The following is a 23,879-nucleotide window of genomic DNA, read 5'->3' as shown; positions in this document are numbered from 1 at the left end:
CTGTTAGAGCTAATTCAATAACGATTAATATAAGTAATCATTTGTGGATAATTGTGCAACCTGGCCTCCAGTTCATATATTTTCCAGTAGGAATGTGGCTTTGCATATAGATTATCATAGGAAATACTCTTTAGATAACAATAAGCTGCTGAATCAACCATTTCATTTTTCTGGTAATAATCTCCCCAATTATTGTAATATTGGGCTAAGTTACGCTGTGATATGTCGTAAGTAGATAACATATATAACAATTTGGTTGCTTTATCATATTGGTTGCTTTGGATGTACAAAGTTGCCAATTCACCGGTTATACTGTTTTTTCTCCGTAAATCTCCTATTTGGTTTGCATATTGATAAGATTTCTTATAATAAAAGAAAGTACTATCTTCATTCTCTATGACTTTGAACATTCTACCGATATCGCGTAAAGCGTGTGGAATAGCCAAAGTATCATCAGCTAAATAAAAATATTTCAGAGCATTCCTATACATTGGTAACGCTTCTTCATAAATATCCTGATAAACATATAAAGTGGCTGTTTGACTATATATCAATCCTAATATATCATATTTCTGCGTGTTGCAGAAAACTTCCATTGCCTTTTGAAAAGTCTCAAGTGCACGGGGAGTTTCATGCATATCCATATAGGCCCTGCCCCAATAATAGTACGTCTCCATAAGTCTGTCCGATTCATTTCTACTTTCGTAGTAACGTACAACAGTCTGTATCGTAGAATCAGATAAATGGCGATGATAACATTTATCTTGTGCTTTAACCAATAATAGGTTATAGTACATCTGTATATTTACCGGTTCTCACAACGTAATGTTTGCTATTGAATATAATAGAGCTAAAGTACTGTCAGGACGCTCTTTGATAATGCTTTCGGCGATTGATAGTTCAGAAGGAGTTGGTTTGTTATTACATGCTTCCAGACAAAACAACAAATTCAATATAATTAATATTATCCAATTCTTCATTTGTCAATCAGTATTAATTAATACTGTATTCTATGAGCATTAATTAACGGAAAATGATTAATTATATTGCATACAGTCAGCGTTTATTGAGAAATAATGGAGATAACCTCCATTATTTCTCAAATTTCACCTTTACTTCTTAGGCTTATTATCCGTATGCTCAATCTCAACAATATATTCACCCTGTTTTTCATTATTCAACGGCAACAAATAATCTCCACCTTCCTGAACGGTCAGAAATCCGCTATATACAACTTTACCGCTTTTATCTGTAACTAGAATGCTACTGTACTGTTAGTGTTAAAATATACATTTATAACACCATTCGGAGCATTTACAAAAACGGATAGGATACACCTGTTATCCTCACACCATTCACCTTGAGGAATAATAACTGGTTCATCAGCATACAACGGAAAGCCTAAGCTGAACATGATAAATACAAGTAATAAAAATTGTTTTTTCATATCATTTTATCAAAAAGAATATTTAACAAATATAGAAATCCCAAATAAAAATATTACATGATTACTGTTCAGTAATTGTTCATTAATGATGTTATAGATGCTTGAAAGCAGGAAACCTACATCATTCTATTGAAAACAATCTTAAATCTAATAATCTATGGCAGATTATACCCTACAGCCTCTCTTAATACTAAACCTTTTCCTTATAAGAACCTGTTATTGTAAAGAACCTCACTGTGTTCTCCAAAAAGGGAGCCGATCCATCAGTCTATCCAGTAAACAGAAGCTTTGGGCTTTTATCACCTCAAACAACGAATCAATCACTTTCACGTTGACGACACACAGATGCGGGATATATTTTACTCCATATCAACAGGAACCAGCAAAGAAACGGTTGCCAGGAAATGGAACATATCTCACAAGAACATTCCCGCCTTGTACAGTATGGCTGCAACGTATATACACGAAAATTGGAAAACAACAGAAACTTGCAGAAAGCAGGTATTAAAACTTACCATTCAATGCAACAATTATAAGTCAGCATTACAGTATCAGAATGTGGAAGAAGGAGTTCCATGTATGTGTAACAGGATACAGAAAGTCCCTATTGAAGACGCCAAGCTCTTACTAACCTCACTGGAGAAGTTGGAAATAGATATCAGAATTGTCCGGCTACTTCGGAAAAACAACATATATCAGTTGGAGGACTTGCTTCGTTTCATTAAAAAGAACGGCTTTGATGCTCTGGGAAAGCTACAAGGGGTAGGTCCGCTTTCGTGTACGCAGTTACTCGAAAAACTGACAGAAGCCAAGATTATGGACGGAAAAGACAGTTGTTACCTATTCCAATACTTGATTGTATAAAAATGGGAAATAAGCCAATTAGCTATTTCCCATTAGATTTCAAATGCTGTTCATAATCGTATTCATTCAGTTTGCCTGCCTGCTTATCACGGAAGAAGGTCTGAAAAATAAGTACGGGCCAGAACAACGGAATCATCCACAGCAATATGTAGCTCAAATTAGAACCACTTCTATTAGCTGCCTTCCGTTTAGACCGGGTAGCAGGTTTTGAGAATGAGAAAAATCCCTCTTCCTCCTTCTTGTTCTTTTTAAGGGAAACATCCGTTTTCCCTTCCTTTTCCTCTGCCGCTCTTTCTGCAGCACAAGCTATTACAAGCCATACAACTAAGGACAGACATCCCAACATAAGATGATCCGTAAAAAATATCAGATAAACACCTAATAAAAAAGCCCCTATGATGATAGCTGTACGCAATATATAAAATAAATACGCAGCAATTACCAATATTATTATTCCGAAAAACAGATATCCAATTATAGCCATAACATTATTTTCAAAAACTACAATGTACAAACTTAGATAAAAATCTTCGATTTTTAGGCCAGTTGTGATAAAAAGTCAAGCCCTTCGGCACAATTCCCGGTCTAATATTCGTGCTCTAAGCACATTAATTCGTATATTGAGGTTATAACTTAAAAACTCCTCATTATGAATAGACCAGACAGAACTGTAGCGGGGCTTGACGTTCACAAAGATAGTTTATTTCTTTGTGTGATAAACGATTCCGGCAAGATTTTTGAGTCCAAATATGGTGTTTTAACTCCCGATTTGGATCGAATGGCCTGTGATATGCAACATTATGGTGTCTCCGAGTTGGCCATGGAAAGTACCAGTATTTACTGGATGCCTATTTGGCGTGTTTTGGAAGAGATGTTCGATCAGAAGTTGGTCAACCCTTATTTCATAAAGCAGCTTCCCGGTCGCAAAACAGACGTGAAGGATGCTGAGTGGATAGCTACGTGCGTTTATAAAGAACTCATTAGAGGTAGTTATGTTCCCGAGCTTATTATTCAGGAGCTTCGGCAATATGACAGACGTATTTTTGATCTAAACAAAGAAATCGCCCATAAACAAGTAAAGCAAGACGCTTGTTTACAACGTTGCAATATACGTATCAGTAATTATGTCCCTACCATTGATAGTAAAAGTTATAAGGGCGTGGTTCAACTCTTATCTCAAGGTATCACGGCCCCTGAGGAATTGATACAATGTATTCACGGGCGAACAATAAACAAGCATGGACGCGCAACCCTGCTTGCGGCATTGACCGAAGTTGTAACAGAGGTAGATTCAGATATCATCAGAATGCTTATGATTGAAATCAACATGCTTCAAACCCATAAAGCCGAATGCCAGGAGAAAATGACTTCCCTTTGCAGCCTGCATTATCCTAAACAACTGTCTCAACTTCAGACCATCCCCGGCGTAAAAGAAAGAACTGCTACCTCTATCATTGCAGAAGTCGGAGTTGACCTGAAAATGTTCGCAACAGCTGCGGCATTGGTCTCATGGTGCGGATTGCGCCCACGAAATGAAGAAAGTGCCGGAAAAATCAAAGGGAGAAAAATTACTCATGGAAACAAATATTTGAGAAAAACCCTGATTGAATGTGCATGGGCAGCTTCCCGAACACAAGGATCATTCCTTAATAAGTTTAGTTATACACAAGTCACTGTTCGAAAAAAGAATAAACTGAAGGTACAGGTTGCCATCGCTCGTAAAATACTTGTTGCTGTCTGGCACATGTTTACAAAAGATCAGGAGTATATAGACATTCTTAAAATAGGATCATAGGTGGTTAAAACCATTTTATGATATACCTTCGATTGCAAGGTCATTACCTTTGTGATGTTATCCAAACTCGTTTACAAACAGGCTGACGCTTTCGAAGGCATTGAATGCCAGTTTGAGCTTAAAACTCGGAGAGGAAATTAACAAAACAATAACCATTAGAGCTGACAACGATTTGTTGTCAGGCAATATCTTATAGCTGTTATCAAGTTGAAAGAAACAAATACACATGATTGACTGGGCTTTTAACTCTTTCAAGTTCCAAATACGATATCCTTTTTAGAGGAAAGGTAAGAATAAAAAGCGAGACTATGCAAAGCAAAACTATAGAATTAGCTTACAGCAAATTGTAATAAAACAAAATAAAAGGAAGAAGACATTCATTTTCCTTTTATTGGAATACTTCTGAAGTACTCTATATGAATTAAAAGAAGCACAATTCCTATTCATGAATAAAACAAAGCACTGATTTTGAACATGAGCAAGGGATATGTTGAGCGACTCCGGAGCTATATTTTAGGGAACGGTTGACGGCAGGATGCCGTTAAACCGTTCCGTTTTCGTTTAACGAAAACACAACTTGCTGTCCCCTCTACGGGGACAACATTTTTAAGTAGAACTGTAGACTGCTCCACTTGGCACCTTCTTCCTCCGCAAGCTCCCTCAATATATGTTTGCATTTTTCAATAGCGAGGCAGTCTTTCTCGGAAATTAGGCATCAAAAATGGGCTGAAATGGCTGAAAACAGCCCGAAATTACCGAATAATCAGCTATAATCCAATAGATAATTAGGTAAACAGATATTCGGATAATTGGGTATTCTGGTATTCGGATATTCGGAAGTTTAGATAATCTGGTATTTTGGTAAATTGAAAATACGTCATGTCATGCTTCGACCGGTATGCCATGCGGACGTTTACGGTTTATATATAGTCATCTATTGGTTTTACACATCTGCAAAAGGAGAATTTAAAGATATTCCACAAGTTTATATAGGGATTTGCTGTTTATACACAAGTGTAATATAATTATTTATTAGTATTATACTTTTGCAAATGGAGAATTTAAGCATATTCCACAAGTGTATCGGGGAAACTCGTTGTATCAGTACACTGTTGTCAAATAATCATTTATTGGTCCTACACATTAACAAAAGGAGAATTTAAGTATATTCTACAAGTGTATCGGGAAAATCCGCAGTATCAATACACTGTTGTCAAATAATTATTTATTGGTCTTACACATTTGCAAAAGGAGAATTTAAGTATATTCCACAAGTGTATCGGGAATATTCGCAGTATCGGTACACTGTTGTCAAACAATTATTCATTGGTCTTACACATTATCAAAAGGAGAAATTAAATATATTCCATAGGTACCCCTATATTAAGAGAGAGTGACTAAAACTGACTTTTAGTGACTATAACAGACGGAGTATTTCATAAGATTATTCCATTTCCTTATTTTGTCTTGAGATCTTATAAATGAAGAATGTCTAACTTTAATACAATAATGATGGAATGCTTAAAGAAGAAGAAAACTGTTTCAGTCATGGTATGATGAAATATCCTTTCCAAAACGGCTCTGGAGGGGATGTCGGGAATCACGACTCCCATCCGGAAATGCCTTTTGAGAGCATTTAATTTGTATTTAGGAATCTGGGATCTGATAAAAACTATTTAAAATAAACAAGAAAAATGGAAGTGTATTGCATTGAAGCCGGAATCTTTGAAAACATCATGGACCGGATTGAGAATTTAGCCACTCATGTGGATCACCTTTGTAAGAAGACAGAAGAGAAAAAGCTCGGTGAATGAATGGACAATCAGGATGTCTGCCTGCGTCTTAATATCTCCCCACGAACTTTACAGACTCTCCGGGATACCGGAAAGTTGGCGTACTCGCAAATCCAGCATAAAATTTACTACAAAGCGGAGGATGTGGAGAAACTGGTGACTTATGTCGGCCTGAAACGCAAGGAGAAAATATTGAGAGAAAAAAGAAAAACGGTTAACTTATAAAATCAGACAGACAATGGACGACATTATAACCAAAAGCAATGAACGTGTAGCCGGTTTCTTCCGCACACTGAACGAGATGCAGGTGAAAATAGAAAAAATAATAGACAACAGTCGTCCTCCACTTGGAGGAGAAAAGTTTCTGACTGACAAGGAGCTTTCCGGGTTGTTGAAAATCAGCCGCAGATGCCTGCAGGATTATCGCAATCAGGGACGGATACCTTATATTCAGTTAGGTGGTAAAATCTTGTATAAAGCATCGGATATTGAAAAGCTATTGGAAGATAATTATCATATGGCTTTGGAATAACAGAACGGGGGCAGCCTTCACTGGTTGTCCCCCGTTTGTTTTTGTCCTGTCTCTTTCTTCTTTCATGGCTACATCGCTTTGCCGGATGTCCGGTTATCATCTTTGCTCTTTTCCTCTTTCCAGCCGTTGTAACTTCCGCATTGGTAAACTCTCAGTGTCATTTTATCATCAGGCAGACTGTATTGGTCCTTAGTCGCATCTGCAAGTCTGACCATATCCCGGCTGACTTTCTGGTTGGTTATTTCGGCATAGATTTGTGTCGTGCGGATAGAGGAGTGCCCCATCATCCTGCTGATGGTTTCAATGGGCACGCCATTACCGAGGCAAATGAGCGTGGCGAAACTATGTCTGGCCATGTAGAAGGTCAGATGACATCCCAGTTTACATTGTTCTTCTATCATCTTCAGACTACGGCACAGGTTGCAAGTTCCCGGTACAAAGAAGAGTTTTCCGTCTTTTCCCTCTCCCCTGTACTTGTCGATAATTCGACTTGGAATATCGAGCAACTTGATATGGCATTCCGCTTTCGTTTTCTGACGTTCTATGTGAATCCATCTTGAACCGTCCGGTTCCGTGACGATATTCTCGAAAGTGAGGTTGGCGAGGTCAGCCCTGCCAAGTCCGGTAAATGTCGAGAACACGAACAGGTCACGCGCATGGCATAGCCGGTAAGTAGGTAACTCCACACCCGTCAGTTTGGCAAATTGTTCACTAGTAAGATAACGATGGTTCACCGGAACGGATTCCAGCTTGTAACCGGCGAACGGATCACGTTTGATGGTTCGTTGCTTTACCGCACGACGGGCGATTTTGTGCAAGAAGATTAAGTAGTCGTTCAGCGAGACGGTTTTTAACCGGAGTACCGTGGAGAGGTAGAACTTGAAATCCTCGATAAGCTGCATGTCAAGCTGGCGGAGCGGAATATCCTCTATTCCATATTTATATTGGAGGAAATTGGCGAGATGCTTGCGTCCGGTGAGATACCTTACATAAGAATGATGTGTCCGGTCCATGTCCACCCGTCTGGCATACTCTTCATTGTGCTCATCAAACAGGGCAAGCAGGGTTTCTTTTGCCTGCGCCTTGCCGGTGAGGACATTCTTGATAAGTTCTGCGGATACGTATCCTATTTCCTCCACCTTTTCGTTATAGGCTTTCTTTGCCTTATCTTCCAGTCCGTCCAGATGAATATTCAGTTTCCTTACCTCGTCCCTTACTTCGGGAGAAAGGCTCTCCAGCCGTTTACCTCCCGACATGGCCCTGCCGGTTTCAGGATTCCATAAGTCCGGTTCAATCTCCAGTCCGGTGGTGTACTGAGTCATCTTCCCGTCAATGGTCACTCTTCCCATGATGGGGCATCTGCCGTTCCTCTTTGTTTTCTGGCGGTTGATGTAAAATAACAGTTTGAATGTACTACGCATAGGTCATATTATTTATCGGTTATTATTGTTCTTTTTTCACTCTCGGTCATTGGCCGTTTACTCGGACGGTATTTCCGTCTGCTCACGTCTTTCAGGATGTGGGAGGGCTCGGAGTCGATTCCCTGCAAGGTGAATTTGTCCTCTATATTAAAACTTAATGCGGTCACGTCACGGTCTATCTTTTCCTGCGTGATTTTCGCATACCGTTGTGTCGTGGAAATATTGCGATGTCCCATAATTTTGCTGACCGTTTCAATGGGCACTCCCTGGGAGATACAGACCACGCTGGCAAATGTATGTCGGGCCTGATGGAAGCAAAGGTTGCGCTCTATGCCGCATTGTTTGGCGATTTTCTTCAGGTGGGGATTGAAGCTCGTGTTATGCAACATCGGGAACAGTTTCCCGTCCGGTGCCATTCCTTTATACTTTTCTATAATGGTGATGGCGATATCCAGCAGACGCACATTTTCGGGCGTACCTGTTTTCTGACGTTTCGTTTCGATCCACAGACTGCCGTCATCGGCCTTGACTATATTAGATTCTCGCAGGTTGCACATGTCACAGTAGCAGATTCCGGTGAACGCTGAAAAAAGGAACATGTCACGGGTAAAGTTCCGGTTGGGCGTATCGAATGTGGTCGTCATCAATTTTTCCAATTCCTCACGGGTGAGGTAAAGTTGCTTCTGTTTCGGTTTCAGGGGAGTGAACTCCTTGAAAGGATTAAAAGAGAGGATGCCACGATATACCGCTGTCTGTACGATGTGTTTCAGACGTTGGACATGTCCGATGGAACTGCCGGTCTGCATCCCCTTGTCAATACGGAGGTAAAGCTCGAAAGATTCGATGAATGATTCGTCCAGTGCTTTTACCGGAATATCGGACACTTTGTATTTGTCCGTAATGTATCCGGCGACATGGTGATAGGTGTTCTTGTATTGGTAGAAACTGTTTTCTTTCCGGTTCACGCCCACACGCAAGGCGTATTCCTCATTGTGCTTCCGGAATAATCCCAGCAGGGTGGCTTGTGCCGTAGCGATTCCTTGAAATGTGTTTTTGATTTCCTCAGCGGTGATGTCGGCCTTCATATCCAACAGCTCGTTATACCGTTGGCGTAGAAGGAGCAGCATCTTCTCAATCTCTCGGTTGGTATAGACCGCTACTTTACTCTTGCCGGTGCAACGCTGTGAGGTGGCATTCCATAGGTTTGGATTCACTTTGAACTTGCATGCGAATTGTGCGACGGAGTTCGTTTTTCCTTTGACGGTGATTCGTCCCATCAGAGGGCATAACCCTTCCATATCCTGCCCATTTCGTTTCAGGTAGAGCAGTACCTTGAATTCTGTTTTCATACTCTTCATTTTTAGTTGCAATAATACTCCTAATTGGCTTTTGATCAGATATGAAAACTTAGGCGAAACGTTGCAACGGAACCCGGGCAAGTCAGAACCGCTGTTCCTGTCTGTCTTTCGGGCTATGTTTCTTCATTCTTCCGCAGTCTGTTAAGCATTGATATTCAGCGTTTATCCTTGTTCAAAACAGGTAACGACTTGGTAGCTGAACCGCTTCTATATTTTGCCTTTTTCCGTCTTTCGCTAAAGGTACGATATTGAGCAAATTTGTTATAATTCAACGATTTACGTTTTCTTTGCTGCGGTTGTTACTTGGGTGCGATTGGGGTGGTTTGTTGCATAACGGGACTAGCTTCCTGCTATGCAGGTATTCCACTGAAAAGCGGAAAATCGGAAAATAACCAGACTTATGAAGTCAGTTATCTGTTCGAGCACGACGGAGTGAAAGTGTACCGTTTTCTCGATTTGGGAAACTATGTGTATTTCACGACCCGGGGAGATGTAACCAGTATCAAGAATGATTCAACGGAAGAGAGGACGATTACTATTTATAAAGACAGTATACCAAACCGATAACGAAAAGAGGCTGTCTAATTAGTCTCTTTTTAACGATTTCACCCCTATCAGCAGTTCAAATAATGACTCTGACAGGGGTGATTTCTTTTTTTCGGGGCATGTTAGACAGCCTCTTCCTTTATTTAAATCATTCGAGATTTATCTATTCATCCGTAGATTAATAGTTTTCCTTCTTCACCTCGAAATAAGCCTGTGGATGCAGACATGCCGGGCAAACTTCAGGAGCTTCCTTACCGATTTCAATGTAACCGCAGTTACGGCATTGCCATACCACTTCGCCTTCTTTAGCGAATACAGTCATATTTTCGATGTTATTTACGAAGGCAAGATATCTTTCTTCGTGACCTTTTTCTGCGATGGAGATATTGCGGTACATAGCAGCAATCATCGGGAAACCTTCCTGTTCTGCCACGTCAGCAAAGTGAGGATAATCCAGTGACCATTCTTCATGTTCACCCGCTGCGGCAGCGCGAAGATTTTCAAGTGTATTACCAATTACACCGGCCGGATAGCTGGCAGTGATTTCTACCATACCGCCTTCGAGGAACTTAAACATACGTTTTGCATGTTCTTTTTCCTGATCGGCAGTTTCAGTGAAAATAGCCGCAATTTGTTCGTAGCCTTCTTTTTTAGCTGCACTTGCGAAATAAGTGTAACGCATTCTAGCCTGTGATTCTCCTGCGAATGAAGTCAACAGATTTTTCTCTGTTTGAGTTCCTTTAATACTCTTAGCCATAATTCTATATATATTTTAAATTGGTTGATTACCAAACGTAACTTGTCGTACTATTTATAACGCAAATATAAACGATTTGTTCACAATAAACCACCTTTTCTTAATGAATAAAAACTATCACCTCATTGATGAAATCTATCAACAGACAAATAGTATGTTCAAAAACATACTTATTTCGATTATTTTATCTAATTTTGCAACCTCTACTTTGCAAAAAAGTACAGAGTACACGTATAATAACATCTAAAAATGAAGCTATTTGAATTTAAACCCAAACTGGTTTCTTGTCTAAAGAATTATTCGAAAGAAACGTTTATGGCGGACCTGATGGCCGGCATCATCGTAGGTATCGTAGCGCTTCCACTGGCTATCGCTTTCGGTATCGCTTCGGGAGTTTCGCCCGAAAAAGGTATTATCACCGCTATCATTGCGGGATTCATCATTTCCCTGTTGGGAGGCAGCAAAGTCCAGATCGGCGGTCCTACGGGAGCATTTATCGTCATTATCTATGGCATCATACAACAATACGGCGAGGCCGGACTGATTGTAGCCACGCTAATGGCGGGCGTACTCCTTGTATTATTAGGAGTGTTCAAGCTGGGAGCTGTCATCAAATTCATTCCTTATCCTATCATCGTCGGATTTACCAGCGGTATCGCCGTCACTATTTTCACGACCCAGATTGCCGATATTTTCGGTTTATCTTTCGGAGACGAGAAAGTGCCGGGAGACTTCGTCGGGAAGTGGCTGATTTATTTCCGTCACTTCGACACGATCAACTGGTGGAATACCATCGTTAGTATTGTCAGCATTATTATTATCGCCATCACTCCGAAGTTCTCAAAGAAAATTCCCGGCTCGCTGATTGCCATCATCGTAGTGACGGCAGCTGTTTACCTGATGAAAACTTTTGGAGGGATCGACTGCATCCAGACAATCGGCGACCGTTTCACCATTAAATCGGAGTTGCCCGATGCCGTTGTGCCTGCGTTGGATTGGGAAGCTATCAGGGAATTGTTTCCGGTAGCTATCACCATTGCCGTATTGGGAGCTATTGAATCACTGTTGTCTGCAACGGTAGCTGACGGTGTGATAGGCGACCGCCACGATTCCAATACAGAACTGATTGCACAGGGAGCTGCCAATATCATAGCTCCTCTGTTCGGAGGTATTCCTGCCACCGGAGCTATCGCCCGTACCATGACGAATATCAACAACGGAGGTAAGACACCGATAGCCGGAATCATTCATGCAGTAGTATTACTGTTGATTCTGCTCTTCCTGATGCCACTCGCACAATATATCCCGATGGCATGCCTTGCCGGAGTACTGGTCATCGTATCTTACAACATGAGCGGATGGCGTGTATTCAGAGCTTTACTGAAGAATCCGAAATCGGACGTTACCGTACTGCTTATCACGTTCTTCCTGACCGTTATCTTCGACCTGACTGTCGCTATCGAGGTGGGACTGGTGATTGCTTGCGTCCTCTTTATGAAACGTGTCATGGAGACTACCGAAATCTCAGTGATTACCGATGAGATTGACCCGAACAAAGAATCGGATATTACCGTACACGAAGAAAACCTGATGATTCCCAAAGGTATAGAGGTATACGAAATTAACGGCCCTTATTTCTTCGGCATCGCTACCAAGTTTGAAGAAACAATGACACAACTGGGAGACCGCCCGAAAGTACGTATCATCCGTATGCGCAAGGTTCCGTTCATCGACTCCACAGGTATTCATAACCTGACTGCTCTCTGCGAAATGTCGCAGAAGGAAAAGACTACCATTATTCTTTCGGGAGTCAACGATAACGTGCATAATGTACTGGAGAAAGCCGGATTCTACGAGTTGCTGGGAAAAGAGAATATCTGCCCGAATATCAACGTAGCATTGGATAGAGCAAAAAATCTGGTAGAATAGCACTAATTATCAGCCACTTACAGGAGCTATATACCGTGCGTGTTGGACATATAGATCCAATGTGTACGGCATATATGACCTGCGTGTTGGATCTATAGCTCCAACACGCAAGCTATATATAGCCTATTTAATCAATCGCCACCTTACTAGACTTAAAAAATAATCCGCGCTTATGCGCCGCCCTCCACACCTGCCTGGCTTGTCTTACTCCAGCATCACTTCATCAAAAAAGATTCTCGATGTCTGTCCCGGTCTCACATGAGATGCAGGACAAACTCCCGGACCTTTGGCGGTCACACGTACATAACGGGCCTGTGTGCCTCCCAGTTTCAATGACAGGTTTTCTATAAAATTCCCTTCACGGAAAATCTCTTCAGACGTGAAGCTCTGCACAACGGCTTCGCGGAACTTGGAGTTATCATCCGAAACTTCCACTTTCACGGATGCCGGCTTATGGATAGCCATTCCATTGTTCGTGATGCATCCCAACGTCAATGTATTCAGCATTTCCGGCTTCAGCAGGTCAATCGTGAAAGAGACAGAATCATTGTCCGCCCATGAGCACCACTCGAAATCCGAATATTTCAGGCTTCCGCGTATTCCATTCGTCAGGAGCTTTTCAGTCGGATTAGTTCCCAATACAGGTTTGGCAGTAGCCAGGTTCCACCGGACAGGGAGTATTAATGTCTTTCCCATCTGCCTGCCGTGCGCAAAAGTAGCACTTTTTAGGGTAAGCGCCTCTTTTACAAGCACTATTTTTTCATAGAGCGGCGAGGTTGCCGTAGGTTCGCTGCCATCCGTCGTATAATGTATCTCCATATCGGGACGGATACATTCCAGTTTCACTTCAAGCATTCCATCGTTTGGAGTTACCGTATGCTGGATGTTGTACATTGAACGGGCGTAAACGATGCCTTTAGCTGTCAGATGCTCATTATAGGTATCCAGTCCTTTCAGAAACGAAGTCCAGTCCTTGCGTTCGGGCTGTGTCCATGCCACTTCCGCCAGGGCGGCAAGACGGGGGAACACTAAATAATCGACATCTTCCGGCTTGTTGCAGAACTCCGTCCACATGGATGCCTGTACGCCCATGAGCAAAGAAGCATATTCCGGTTTCCAGTCCGCTTGCACAGGTTCGTAATCGTAGATGTCTTTCAGCGTGTTATTTCCGAAATAGGTTTGGGGTTCGAACCATTGCGGACCTTGATAACGAATCAGATACAAGATGCGGGCAGGGGTCATAATGAACTGATGTCCTTTTTCCGCGGCTTTCAAAGCAGCCGTACCGAGTCCGCGCCAGCCTTGGATGATAACGCCTTCCGGCAGGAAACTGCTGTTTGTCAATTCGTCCCAACCTATCACTTCGCGTCCTTTGCTGCGTACATAGTCGCTCATCCGTTCCATAAAGTAACCTTGCAGGTCTTCTTCGTTGGCAAGGTGCTCTTTCTTTATCCGCTGCTGGCAAAGCGGGCATTTTTTCCAGTACCCTTTCTGCGCCTCATCTCCTCCCAGATGAATATATCGCGAAGGGAAGATTGCCATCACTTCATCTAAAACATCTTGCAAGAATGTAAAAGCACTATCGTTTCCGGCACAATAAATCACTCCCGAATTACTTCCGCCCAAACCCGGAATTACTCCGATGTAACTGTCTACTACGGGGCAGGCCAGTTGCGGATAGGCAGCCAGTGCAGCGTTGCTGTGAGCCGGCATATCTATTTCGGGGATAATTTCTATCTGGCGGTCGGCAGCATAGGAGACCATTTCTTTAATATCTTCCTGTGTATAAAATCCACCGATAGGAGTGGGTTCACCCGGTTCGGCGTTACGGCGGAAATAGAAGGGAACGTCCATGCGGTTCACTCTCCATGCTCCCACTTCCGTCAGGCGGGGATATTTCTTGATTTCCAATCGCCAGCCGTTATCATCGGTGAGGTGGAAATGGAGCGTATTGATTTTGAGCATGCCCATACAGTCGATGATACGCAACACGTTTTCCTTGGGGATGAAGAAGCGGGCTGCATCCAGCATTAATGCCCGATAGCCGAAGCGCGGCTCATCCTGAATGGTTACTGCGGGAATGCTCCATCGGATATTCTTAGCCTGTTGATTGCCTTCAACAGCCGACGGCAACAATAGGCGGATGGTCTGTAATGCATAGAAAAAGCCTTTTATATCCGATGCCTTTACCTGAATCTGCTTCGGAGTAACTGCCAACTGATAGGCTTCGCTTTTTAAAGAAGAGTCAGTCGTAAAACGGACATGGCTCTTCTCGCTGCTACCTATTGCCAACTGCGGGGTGATCCCCGAGCTTCTCTTCAATAAGTTTATAAAGTTGCGGACGATGACAGCCTGCTCATGGTTCTCTACCGAAAACAGCGTTTGAGAAGAGAAAGTAAAGTTACCCTCGCCCGGCACGACCTGCACCGGACGGGGAACTATTGAAATAGGGGGTGATGTCAAGTTGGTGGCATGCATACTAATCAAAGACATCAATAGCATGAAAATAATTAAGATTTTTTTCTTCATGGTAATAAAACTTTTAAGAGTGAAAAATGTCGAAAGAGATGCATAAACACCTGACTTCCGACATTTTATCAATTAATCTATTGAAAGCAGAACACTATATTAGTAGAATAATTGACCTGCATTTGCCCAGTATGTCACACCTTCGTCCGAATACGTGCTATTCGTATAAAAACGAATCCAATCAATTTCCATCATAGGTGTATTCGGATCGGTCTTAGGTTCGGAAATAGCCTTCAATACACTATCCCATCCGTCCGGACGATTGTCTGCCGGAGCAAAAAGGAAATCCAAAGCCAAGCCATCTGCAGGAGCAAAACCCCAAGAACTTGTCGAAGGGACATCTACATTCGTACTTCCATTGATTCCTACTTTTATTCCATCTGTAGTCAATTCTACCCAATAAATATTATAATCACCAATTTTGGGGAGTGGGCTTGTTTTAGTACCATCTTCCATTGTCGAGAAAACACCTTGTGTCACCAAGTTTCCTTTCGTATTTCTAAGAATATCGATTCTCTGTATTTGTTTATCAAATACGCCCCCAGGTGCATCTCTAAGCTCAATGACCGGAACAATGCCCGTACGATCTCCCGTCACACGCACTCTCATTTCTATACGCATTCCCGGATTGATGTGTATAAAACGGGTAGAAGCACCTGAACCGCCTCTTCCAATATATACAGCAGCCGAACCGTAATCTCTACTCGCACCAAGTCCGTCTCCCGGTGTGGAACCAGCTTGTACCCACAATTGATAAGTACCGTCTTCTGTTACATTAGAACATTTATCGCGATTAGCAGCAAACACATCTTGTATTGATTTAGTTGGAATATAATTAAAAGACCAATGCCTATAGTTACCAAACGACGTATTCGGCTTCGTCGGCATACTCCACCCGAAAGAGCTTTGTATAAAATGGAACTCTACGCCACTCCAGAATTTCCATCCTTCCTCTGCTAATTTCTGGTTGGGATGCGAAGTTAACGAAGCATAATCAGTTCCAGGTTTAGCACCCGTTTTTCCGGTTATTTCTACAGACAAGCTTCTGTCACTCCCCCACCAAGCATCGAATTTGCTTTTATTGCCTTTAGATACAAATGGATATTCCGGATGTTCATACACCAAGGTCGGATCATACATATCCGGATTGGCAAGAGATTCGAGGTCAGTCATCATAATTACTAATTTATCAGACTTCATCGGATTAGCTTCAGAGTTTGAAGTGAAATTCAATGTCAACTCCTTGTCTCCTGTCTTCGCTCCATCCATAACTAAAGATATAGGGTCAGTTTTTGCGTTCAGCGCTCCTGCAGGAATAGTCAGTTCACTGGGCAAATTTTCAAAAGAGCTCTCATCCTCCGCTTTTGCGCTGATACTTACCACAATAGGTATTGCCCTCGGTTTATCCAGACTGGCTACCAACACAAATTTATCACCTTCCGTAACTATATTGTCCGCATTGCCTTGTATTGCCATATTTACCCGATAGTAATCGGACACTTTCATAGGAAAACTAGGGTTACCAATCTCGTATCCGCGGGAAAAAGCTACAAAATTAAAGTTTTTACTTCCTTCCAATCCAGTTTCTTTCAGAGGGAACTCAACACGAATACTCTTCTCACCTTTCGGAAAAGTAACGATGTTATGAAAATCTTTGAATACGCCGGACACATCCTCCGTACCAGTTTTAGCGGTAAAATAAATATCAAAATCTTCGTTAGCCAAAACCTCGCTTCCATCCTTATCCGGATTAATATCCAAATCGACAACTAACTTTTCGCCCATTACAAAAGTCGTATTATTGACAGTCATCGTAAAAGGAACAGCTTGTGGTAAAGGCAAATACTTAGTTTCATCTTCACATCCCATCAAGCATACACCCAATAGAGATATTGAAAATAGTTTGTAGAATATATTCTTCATGTTTTTTTCTTTATAATTATCAATGAACTTAAGTTGATGCTTCTCAATTTTTGCGCCACCCCGGATTCTGTGTCAGTTCTTTATTCAATGATATCTCGCTCGGTGGAATCGGAAGCAGATAATCACGTCCCGCATCAAACTGGAACCCACGTGGAAGAACATTTTTCAGTGGATCCAAGTAATCGTTATTGTCTACCAGAATTTGAGCCAATTCTTCATTCTTCGGATCAATTGATTTATATAAAACGCTGCCGGCTCCAAAGTAAGCGCCTCCGCCACGTTTCCCCTGGAATAACTTATGTGCTCTCCAACGCATCAAATCATCCAAACGCATTCCCTGCAATGGCAGTTCAGAGCGTCTTTCCCGACGGATTTCTTGCAGATTGGCAGAAATTGTATAACCAAAATCAGGGAAATTGGGATCAATAGCTGATGGAGCGAGATAAGTGACTCCGGCCCGTTCGCGTAATGGCTTTATAGTCTTCTCCAAAACAGCAGCGTCACATTTTCCCAATTCTTCCGCAGCTTCTGCATAAGCCAGCAAGGCTTCTGCATAACGAATCATTGGAGTGGCAGTTTCTCCCTGCCCACTTACGAATGTAGTATCAATTCCCATACGGATATGATAGCCGGTAGTATTACTCTGATTTCCGGTACTTACAATTTGAGGAGGATTGATTAAATCTTTATCTTCCTCTGAATAAGCCTTCACCAGCATTTTCTTAGCTCCTTTCACTGTCATCGATTTGTATTTACAGTCCGAATGCATTACAGTGGCCAGCAACCGACCATCCCTATCCTTAAAAGATTCATTGAAATCTTTAAATTTTGCGGCTGTGGGATCAATAAAGTTGCCATCCACACTTAAATAATTATCTACTAATGATTGAGAAAGTCCGGCTGGTCCTTCAGCATCACACATTCCACTGGATAAATTCGTATTTAAACTGTGAACCAAGTTGTCGGCAATTGAATATTTCTTCCAAAACAACACTTCCTGAGTAGCCGACAAATCTTTTGAATTGAACAGGTTTCCATACGCATCATCAATATTCTTCACTGATTTATCATTCTCTTTTGTGTTTAATGTAATACCCATTTGAAACAATTCATCCCCCAAAGTAAGTACTTGCTGCAAAAAATCATCTGATTTATACTCGGCAGCGGCAAAGTCAGTACCTTTATGATATTTCTCCCACGTACCTTCAAAGAGTGCCACTCTCATCGCCATAACCATAGCAGCTTCTTTACAAATACGCAATCCCTGATATTTGCTGCGGGAATATAGCAACTCTTTAGCTGCCTTCAAATCATCAAGAATGAATTGTGCCACTGCCGAACGATCACGTGCCGGAATCTGTAACCCGCCAACGGTAGCGTTTCCATCCCAAAACTTGTCCATCACAGGAATACTGCCGAATTTAGTCAACAAGTAATAGTGCCAATATGCACGAAAGAAATAGGCTTCTCCTTTCAGAGATAATACTTCCGCTGTTTCTTCAGCTGCCGGTACTTTATAATATTCTAAGAAGTAATTGACACTACGTAGATTCTGGTATCCTTTCTGCCATTCTGTTACGCCTCCGATAGATTCTTGCAACTCCCCGTTCATACGCCTGTCATACACCATGGCTACCATATTATCACTATTCTTTTCTTCTCCCATTATTCCCATGCCATAGGCACCTGCAGAAGGAAGAGCAATATACAAACCATTGACATAATTAGTCACGGCACTTTGATTCGTCAAGAATGTCTCGCTACTGGGCACCACCAAAGGCACTTTATCCAGAAAGTCAGAACAGGAAGTCAATAAAGTACCGGCTAAAGCTACTGCTAATAAATATATTTTTTTCATCATTATCCTCTATTTAAAAAGTAAAATCAAGTCCGAATACAAAATTCCGGTTTAGCGGATACACCATACCATTACCATTAGATACGACCGGTGAGGTTAGACCCGGAGCCTCTGTAGTAGTACCTCCAGCCATTCCGTTCACCTGATTAAGCGTTTCCGGATCAAACTGTTTTGGCAATTTTGTTACAGTAAACAGGTTATCGCATGCTACATACAATTTCAGTCGACTAATACCGATATGTTTTAGCAACTTCTTATCGAAATTATATGATACAGTCAGGTTCTTCATACGCATATAAGCTGCATTCAATAAATAGCGAGTTGAATTATACCCTGTATTTACATAAAAGTCCTGATTATTTTTCCAGCTAGTCAGACGAGGCAAAAAGCCATTCGGAGTCTCCGGGCTGAAATAATCCAGATGCTCCTTGAAGTTATAGCTACCTGCACTAAACATATAGCTACTTCCCGAAATCGGGAAATCCCTTTTTGCCACTCCTTGCAATAAAGTAGATACTTCAAAACCCTTATATCCCACATTCAAATTGATACCGAACGAATATTTGGGAGTTGTATTACCAATAATCTTCAAGTCACCATGATTGTATATCGTACCGTCACCACCATCTATTTTCCCATCATTATTGGAATCTATATATTTCAAATCTCCACGACGCCACATGTCATCCGGCTTGAGCGCACTCATATCCACCTTTCGCAAGTAATCATCAATCTCACGGTTTGTCATGAAAAGGTCGTCAGCCTGATACCCCCAAATCTCACCAAGATCCATCCCTTCATAATATCCTTTATTAGGACCATACCCGGTGTGATTATTGTAAATGGTTCCATCCGGATTATTATATTTGGTAACGACAGCCTTATAGCTAAACACATTGAATCCTACGCCATAACTAAATCCACATTTCAGCTGATCATGCCAGTTCACCGAAAGCTCCCATCCGCGGTTACGCAATGTAGCATTATTTATTTTAGAGCGGTTTTCGGAAGCTATACCACTAATATCGGGAATAGCTTCGGCCGGGCCAATCATATCCCTTGTCATGCGCTGGTATATATTTGCTTCTAAAGAAAGCCGATTGTCGAACAGCATCAAATCAAGTCCCAAGTTTGCATTATCCACTTTTTCCCATGTAATAAACGGACTTACCATTTTAGGGGTCTTTGCTATCGTTCCCTTGATAGCACTGGCAGAAGAGGCAGTAGGCAATAACCAACCATTAGATCCCAAAGCATCCAATGACATAGTAGCCAGATAATCGTATAATCCGGCTCCATTCTGATTACCCAGACGACCATAAGACACACGGACTTTCAATTGAGACACCGGAAGTTTCAGCCTCTGGAAGTAATCTGTTCTGGCAATATCATAACCAGCAGAGAATGAAGGGAAAAATCCCCAACGGTTTCCTTTTGCAAAACGTGAAGAGCCATCATAACGCCCGCTGAACTCAAAGAAATATATATTGTCATAATTCCAGTTCAACTTAAGGTAAGCCCCCATTGTAGCCCAATGTGTACGATCTTCTCCGGCTATGACGTTCCCGCTGGCATTTGCAAAAGAAAAGATATCATTACTCATCATTCCATCTTTATACATATACTCATTGGAATCTTCTTTCATTTCCATTTGGAATCCCGCCATTGCCTTGAAAGAATGTTTTCCCCATTGCTGAATATACATACTGGACACATTAGGCGACAAATAATAATTGAACAGACTTCCACGGGCATAAGAACCGAACTTCATTAACTTCCAATCGATATTCGGATAAGAGAATCCTTGCCTGCGTCCAGTAGCATCACCCGGTTTTAGCGTCCCTAAAGGAGTTTCATATTGCGGATTCTCATATAGAATCATATTGTTATTTTCTACATCAAAACGTATCTTCATTTCAGCCGTAACATCCCATCCTTTCATTAGAGTAGCCGTAGCGGATACTGACAAGGCATCTGAAAGCCGATTATTTTCATAATTCGAATTTTGCATGAAAAGCGTTTCGTTCCAGCTGGGAATATTATATTTTGAATCAATCGGCAAATGTGTAACTTGTGACGGACGATGCGAACCTATCTTATTATAAATAATAGACTGGTTGGGCATCGGACGTTTTATCATTTGCAAAGTTATATTATTATTTAGGTTGAATCTCAACCAGTCAGTAGGCTTCGCCTGTAGCTTTGTATTCAGATTATACTTGCTCAAATCATCCTTAACATGATCCAGAAAGCCCTCCTGATAGACATATCCCATACCGATATAGTAGTTTATCTTCTGCGATCCACCCTGTACACTCAAATTATGTGAATGACGAATGGACTTATCCTTGTAATAGTATTTAAACCAATCCGTATTGCCATACTGGGCATAATATGCACTAGCCCAGTCTTCTCCGTTACTAGATACATCTATTCCCGGAAATTCCTCTGAATATGGATTCTGCATGAATCCCTTAATCTTTTCTATAACCGAGTCTGAGATTCTATTAATCCCCGAAGCAGATGCACCGGCATCATACAAAGCATTATTATAATAAGCAAACTCCAAAGAATTCATCATCTGTGGAGTACGGATAGGAGAACTAAAACCAACTGTTCCCGAATAACTTACTTTAGCTTTTTCCGAATTTCCACTTTTAGTTGTAACCAATACCACACCATAGGCGGCACGGGCACCATAAATCGCGGCTGCCGAGGCGTCTTTCAACACACTGATACTAGCAACATCGGCGGGATTCACATTCTGCATACTTTGTTCGATTCCGTCTACCAATACATACGGTTCGCCACCATTGATAGAGCCAACACCACGGATATTGAATTTTATATCCGTACCCAACTCACCTCCTTTAGCTCCTCCCATTGCATCCGATGCGAAATTTAATCCTGCTACATTACCTTGCAAAGCGCTGGTGAGGTCCGTTATGGGACGATTGACGATATCATCTCCTTTCACTACAGATACCGCCGCCGTAATTGTATTTCTCTTTTGCGTATCCATACCGACAACAACAACCTCATCAAGCACTTCCGTGTTTTCCTTCAATACGAATCGATTGTTTTGTAATTTTGTAATTTTCACATCCAATGGAGTATAGCCAACATAACTTATAGAAAGCGTTTGCCCCGCTTTTCCCTGAACAGAAAAATTTCCGTCCAAATCCGTAATTGTTCCGGTTTTTGCACCTTTCACCATCACACTGGCGCCAATAACAGCTTCTCCCTGTTCGTCCACTACTTGCCCCGTAATCATCTTTTGTTGGGCAATGACCCCTATCGGCAATAAGAATAGGAAAATCAGAAGAAAAACAAGTCGTTCTTGTATCTTCATTAATTTTTCTTTTTTCATAATATTACATTTAATAATTAAGATTACATTTACTTGGGATTATTAATCTCATAAGCAACAAACTCCTCTTGTATCGCTTTCAACAATGATTTTTCATTATTTACCGACACATCGGACCCCCAACTCATTATTCCTCTATAGCCTTCCTCACAAGCATACTTCGCTTTTTTACGAATCGTATTCTGACCATTAAGAGTATACGTTTTGCCATTATACGTAAATTCATCCAAAGCAACATCCGAAAGTCCACCATTTATAAAATCAGAGTAAGAGACTTGTTCTCCATTTACACCGGTAGTCCCGATAAAAGGCACACCGAGAACCAGTTTATCTGCCGGAATCCCGTACTCAACAGCCATTTCTGCATCTTTTACAAATTGCTCGTAAGAATATCGCATCACTGCCGGTCCGTAGCATTGGTAAGACATAAAATCCAAAGCTTCAATCGCATTTTTCGAAATTTTATAAGCAACCGGATGAAGGGATACGGAGAAACATACGTCTTTGCCAAGTATCTGTCTGATTTTCACAATCGTCGCACTGTAGTTAGCATATTCTGTCTCCGTAGTAGGCCATTCAATATCAAGGTCTACTCCGTCAAATTCATATTCCTTCAAAACACTCTTCAAATTATTAGCAAATGCGGTACGCGTATTATCAGCACTCATCATTTGCCTCCATTGCCCGCTGCCGAATCCTAATCGTAATTTTCGGCTGTCATTACCTACCTGAGCTGCCAAGGTTTCGCGTATTTTTTTCCAACGGTCCAACCAAGTGTGAGAGTCCTTCCCCGGATTGGTAGAATCATCATATTGCCAATAAGCCAACACTTTTGCTACCATATTCCAATTATCGAATTTTATACCATTCTTCCCACCAGTACCTGCTGCCATACTCCAAAAAGAAGTTTCATCCAAACGGCCTTTGAAGTTTTCACCTATATAAAAATCGGCACGGGCAGTAGGCAATACGATTTCTTTGTCAAGCGTAGAAGACCACGCATCTACAAAAATCCTGAATTGTTTTTTATCGCCATCATAATCTACCGCCAGATAATGCCAAGCTCCCGGAGCCAAACCCTTGGCATCCACATAGGTACCTGCTGTCACTGATGCATTTCCCAACGCCCAGCTCACAGTCTGCTCGTTAGCACCTAATTGTAAGGCAGCCAACACTTTATCTCCACTTGTTTTTTTAAAGATATATGCTCCGGGCACCCACTCATCTATAAATATATAGGTAGCAAAAGTGAAACTTTTATTAAATGTCTCTTCTGTAGAATGCAATAATCCATCTTTTCCATTCATTTTTCCGGTTCCGTCAAATTTTATCACACCGCTACGTCCCTCATAAGTAGCTTCATGCGAAACCCCGCCTGTAAAAGTTGCATCATTTATAGGCAAGTCAAAAGCTATATCTCCATTAGCATAAGGACGCGCAGCCAAATAAATAAGATCATTGCTGACAATCAGATTTTCTACCGGAATACGGTTTAATTCGAAAGGGTCACCACCAATGTATTGACAATTGATTAATGTTTTCTCAGCCGGATCATCCACTCCCGGCTGTCCGGTGATTGCTCCTTCAGGGGGCATTCCACCCGGAACTTCTACCCATTTAGTGTCTTTACAAGCTGTTAGCGATACTAACACGAAAAGACATAAAAAGAATTTGTTTCTCATAAATTTAAGTTATTAAGATTTTCTATTCGCTGACAATAAGAGTCTCCATTAATCAAACAATTGGTTTTTCTCCTA

At 41.5% G+C, this 23,879-nt stretch carries 18 protein-coding genes; 6 read left to right on the top strand and 12 right to left on the bottom strand.

Annotated elements, in window-relative coordinates:
* Positions 1-14 precede the first annotated feature (14 nt).
* The 3 genes from HMPREF9009_RS03630 to HMPREF9009_RS26105 form a co-directional block, all read right to left on the bottom strand.
* The gene (locus HMPREF9009_RS03630; RefSeq protein WP_049701462.1) at positions 15-797 is read right to left on the bottom strand and encodes a tetratricopeptide repeat protein; all 783 of its coding nucleotides are present in this window, start codon (positions 795-797) and stop codon (positions 15-17) included.
* A gap of 315 nt (positions 798-1,112) precedes the next feature.
* Positions 1,113-1,217, bottom strand: coding sequence for a hypothetical protein (locus tag HMPREF9009_RS26365; protein WP_369798458.1), 105 nt, complete (start codon positions 1,215-1,217; stop codon positions 1,113-1,115).
* Positions 1,218-1,255: 38 nt separating this feature from the next.
* Entirely contained in the window at positions 1,256-1,447 is a 192-nt protein-coding gene (locus HMPREF9009_RS26105) for a hypothetical protein (RefSeq protein WP_232313565.1), read from the bottom strand.
* Positions 1,448-1,792: 345 nt separating this feature from the next.
* Between HMPREF9009_RS26105 and HMPREF9009_RS03625 the strand changes: the two genes are divergently transcribed.
* A complete protein-coding gene (locus HMPREF9009_RS03625; protein ID WP_049701461.1) occupies positions 1,793-2,311 on the top strand; it encodes a hypothetical protein in 519 nt (172 codons plus the stop codon).
* Positions 2,312-2,333: 22 nt separating this feature from the next.
* On the opposite strand, the gene HMPREF9009_RS03620 is transcribed toward HMPREF9009_RS03625, so the two are convergent.
* Positions 2,334-2,795, bottom strand: a complete 462-nt coding sequence (locus HMPREF9009_RS03620; RefSeq protein ID WP_157446465.1) for a hypothetical protein — start codon at positions 2,793-2,795, stop codon at positions 2,334-2,336.
* Between the two features lie 165 nt (positions 2,796-2,960).
* Here HMPREF9009_RS03620 and HMPREF9009_RS03615 point away from each other — a divergent pair, with 165 nt between their 5' ends.
* The 3 genes from HMPREF9009_RS03615 to HMPREF9009_RS03605 all read left to right on the top strand — a co-directional run bounded on the left by HMPREF9009_RS03615 (position 2,961) and on the right by HMPREF9009_RS03605 (position 6,431).
* Positions 2,961-4,106 carry an IS110 family RNA-guided transposase gene (locus HMPREF9009_RS03615; protein WP_049701459.1) on the top strand — a complete coding sequence of 382 codons (1,146 nt, stop codon included), beginning with the start codon at positions 2,961-2,963 and terminating at the stop codon, positions 4,104-4,106.
* A gap of 1,814 nt (positions 4,107-5,920) precedes the next feature.
* Positions 5,921-6,124 (top strand): helix-turn-helix domain-containing protein, encoded by a 204-nt coding sequence (locus HMPREF9009_RS03610; protein WP_005807241.1) that lies wholly within the window; start codon positions 5,921-5,923, stop codon positions 6,122-6,124.
* Between the two features lie 13 nt (positions 6,125-6,137).
* Positions 6,138-6,431: a helix-turn-helix domain-containing protein gene (locus HMPREF9009_RS03605; RefSeq protein WP_049701458.1), complete on the top strand. Its 294-nt coding sequence runs from the start codon at positions 6,138-6,140 to the stop codon at positions 6,429-6,431.
* A gap of 68 nt (positions 6,432-6,499) precedes the next feature.
* On the opposite strand, the gene HMPREF9009_RS03600 is transcribed toward HMPREF9009_RS03605, so the two are convergent.
* Positions 6,500-7,852: a site-specific integrase gene (locus HMPREF9009_RS03600; RefSeq protein WP_049701457.1), complete on the bottom strand. Its 1,353-nt coding sequence runs from the start codon at positions 7,850-7,852 to the stop codon at positions 6,500-6,502.
* Between the two features lie 8 nt (positions 7,853-7,860).
* Positions 7,861-9,201: a site-specific integrase gene (locus tag HMPREF9009_RS03595; RefSeq protein WP_049701456.1), complete on the bottom strand. Its 1,341-nt coding sequence runs from the start codon at positions 9,199-9,201 to the stop codon at positions 7,861-7,863.
* A 327-nt stretch (positions 9,202-9,528) separates the two neighbouring features.
* On the opposite strand from HMPREF9009_RS03595, the gene HMPREF9009_RS03590 reads away from it, so the two are divergent.
* Entirely contained in the window at positions 9,529-9,777 is a 249-nt protein-coding gene (locus HMPREF9009_RS03590) for a DUF4884 domain-containing protein (protein WP_232313564.1), read from the top strand.
* A 157-nt stretch (positions 9,778-9,934) separates the two neighbouring features.
* Here the strand turns inward: HMPREF9009_RS03590 and rbr are convergent, their stop codons facing one another.
* Positions 9,935-10,513 (bottom strand): rubrerythrin, encoded by a 579-nt coding sequence (gene rbr / locus HMPREF9009_RS03585; protein ID WP_004298806.1) that lies wholly within the window; start codon positions 10,511-10,513, stop codon positions 9,935-9,937.
* 249 nt (positions 10,514-10,762) lie between these two features.
* On the opposite strand from rbr, the gene HMPREF9009_RS03580 reads away from it, so the two are divergent.
* Entirely contained in the window at positions 10,763-12,442 is a 1,680-nt protein-coding gene (locus HMPREF9009_RS03580; RefSeq protein WP_049701454.1) for a SulP family inorganic anion transporter, read from the top strand.
* 204 nt (positions 12,443-12,646) lie between these two features.
* Here HMPREF9009_RS03580 and HMPREF9009_RS03575 read toward each other — a convergent pair whose 3' ends face one another.
* The 5 genes from HMPREF9009_RS03575 to HMPREF9009_RS03555 all read right to left on the bottom strand — a co-directional run bounded on the left by HMPREF9009_RS03575 (position 12,647) and on the right by HMPREF9009_RS03555 (position 23,804).
* On the bottom strand, positions 12,647-14,971 hold the full coding sequence (locus HMPREF9009_RS03575; RefSeq protein WP_049701453.1) for a glycoside hydrolase family 20 protein: 2,325 nt from the start codon (positions 14,969-14,971) through the stop codon (positions 12,647-12,649).
* Positions 14,972-15,070: 99 nt separating this feature from the next.
* Positions 15,071-16,894, bottom strand: coding sequence for a DUF5006 domain-containing protein (locus tag HMPREF9009_RS03570; protein WP_049701452.1), 1,824 nt, complete (start codon positions 16,892-16,894; stop codon positions 15,071-15,073).
* A gap of 43 nt (positions 16,895-16,937) precedes the next feature.
* Entirely contained in the window at positions 16,938-18,752 is a 1,815-nt protein-coding gene (locus HMPREF9009_RS03565; protein WP_008023680.1) for a RagB/SusD family nutrient uptake outer membrane protein, read from the bottom strand.
* 13 nt (positions 18,753-18,765) lie between these two features.
* Complete coding sequence (locus HMPREF9009_RS03560) at positions 18,766-22,122, bottom strand: SusC/RagA family TonB-linked outer membrane protein (RefSeq protein ID WP_004312870.1); 3,357 nt, start codon at positions 22,120-22,122, stop codon at positions 18,766-18,768.
* A 29-nt stretch (positions 22,123-22,151) separates the two neighbouring features.
* Positions 22,152-23,804 (bottom strand): glycosyl hydrolase family 18 protein, encoded by a 1,653-nt coding sequence (locus HMPREF9009_RS03555; RefSeq protein ID WP_049701451.1) that lies wholly within the window; start codon positions 23,802-23,804, stop codon positions 22,152-22,154.
* Positions 23,805-23,879: the final 75 nt, after the last annotated feature.

It is taken from the genome of Bacteroides sp. 3_1_13, from assembly GCF_001185845.1.
GTDB classification, from domain to species: Bacteria; Bacteroidota; Bacteroidia; order Bacteroidales; family Bacteroidaceae; genus Bacteroides; species Bacteroides xylanisolvens.
The sequence above is the reverse complement of the archived record's forward strand: the minus strand, read 5'-3'. Positions and strand labels throughout refer to the sequence as shown.

Excerpts from the sequence above, each read along its gene's own strand:
- HMPREF9009_RS03610 (WP_005807241.1), top strand. The coding sequence starts at position 5,921 with ATGGACAATCAGGATGTCTGCCTGCGTCTTAATATCTCCCCACGAACT.
- HMPREF9009_RS03575 (WP_049701453.1), bottom strand. The coding sequence starts at position 14,971 with ATGAAGAAAAAAATCTTAATTATTTTCATGCTATTGATGTCTTTGATT.
- rbr (WP_004298806.1), bottom strand. The coding sequence starts at position 10,513 with ATGGCTAAGAGTATTAAAGGAACTCAAACAGAGAAAAATCTGTTGACT.
- HMPREF9009_RS03625 (WP_049701461.1), top strand. The coding sequence starts at position 1,793 with ATGCGGGATATATTTTACTCCATATCAACAGGAACCAGCAAAGAAACG.
- HMPREF9009_RS03580 (WP_049701454.1), top strand. The coding sequence starts at position 10,763 with ATGAAGCTATTTGAATTTAAACCCAAACTGGTTTCTTGTCTAAAGAAT.
- HMPREF9009_RS03555 (WP_049701451.1), bottom strand. The coding sequence starts at position 23,804 with ATGAGAAACAAATTCTTTTTATGTCTTTTCGTGTTAGTATCGCTAACA.
- HMPREF9009_RS03605 (WP_049701458.1), top strand. The coding sequence starts at position 6,138 with ATGGACGACATTATAACCAAAAGCAATGAACGTGTAGCCGGTTTCTTC.
- HMPREF9009_RS03600 (WP_049701457.1), bottom strand. The coding sequence starts at position 7,852 with ATGCGTAGTACATTCAAACTGTTATTTTACATCAACCGCCAGAAAACA.
- HMPREF9009_RS03565 (WP_008023680.1), bottom strand. The coding sequence starts at position 18,752 with ATGAAAAAAATATATTTATTAGCAGTAGCTTTAGCCGGTACTTTATTG.
- HMPREF9009_RS03615 (WP_049701459.1), top strand. The coding sequence starts at position 2,961 with ATGAATAGACCAGACAGAACTGTAGCGGGGCTTGACGTTCACAAAGAT.
- HMPREF9009_RS03595 (WP_049701456.1), bottom strand. The coding sequence starts at position 9,201 with ATGAAAACAGAATTCAAGGTACTGCTCTACCTGAAACGAAATGGGCAG.
- HMPREF9009_RS03620 (WP_157446465.1), bottom strand. The coding sequence starts at position 2,795 with ATGGCTATAATTGGATATCTGTTTTTCGGAATAATAATATTGGTAATT.
- HMPREF9009_RS26105 (WP_232313565.1), bottom strand. The coding sequence starts at position 1,447 with ATGAAAAAACAATTTTTATTACTTGTATTTATCATGTTCAGCTTAGGC.
- HMPREF9009_RS03560 (WP_004312870.1), bottom strand. The coding sequence starts at position 22,122 with ATGAAAAAAGAAAAATTAATGAAGATACAAGAACGACTTGTTTTTCTT.
- HMPREF9009_RS03630 (WP_049701462.1), bottom strand. The coding sequence starts at position 797 with ATGTACTATAACCTATTATTGGTTAAAGCACAAGATAAATGTTATCAT.
- HMPREF9009_RS03570 (WP_049701452.1), bottom strand. The coding sequence starts at position 16,894 with ATGAAGAATATATTCTACAAACTATTTTCAATATCTCTATTGGGTGTA.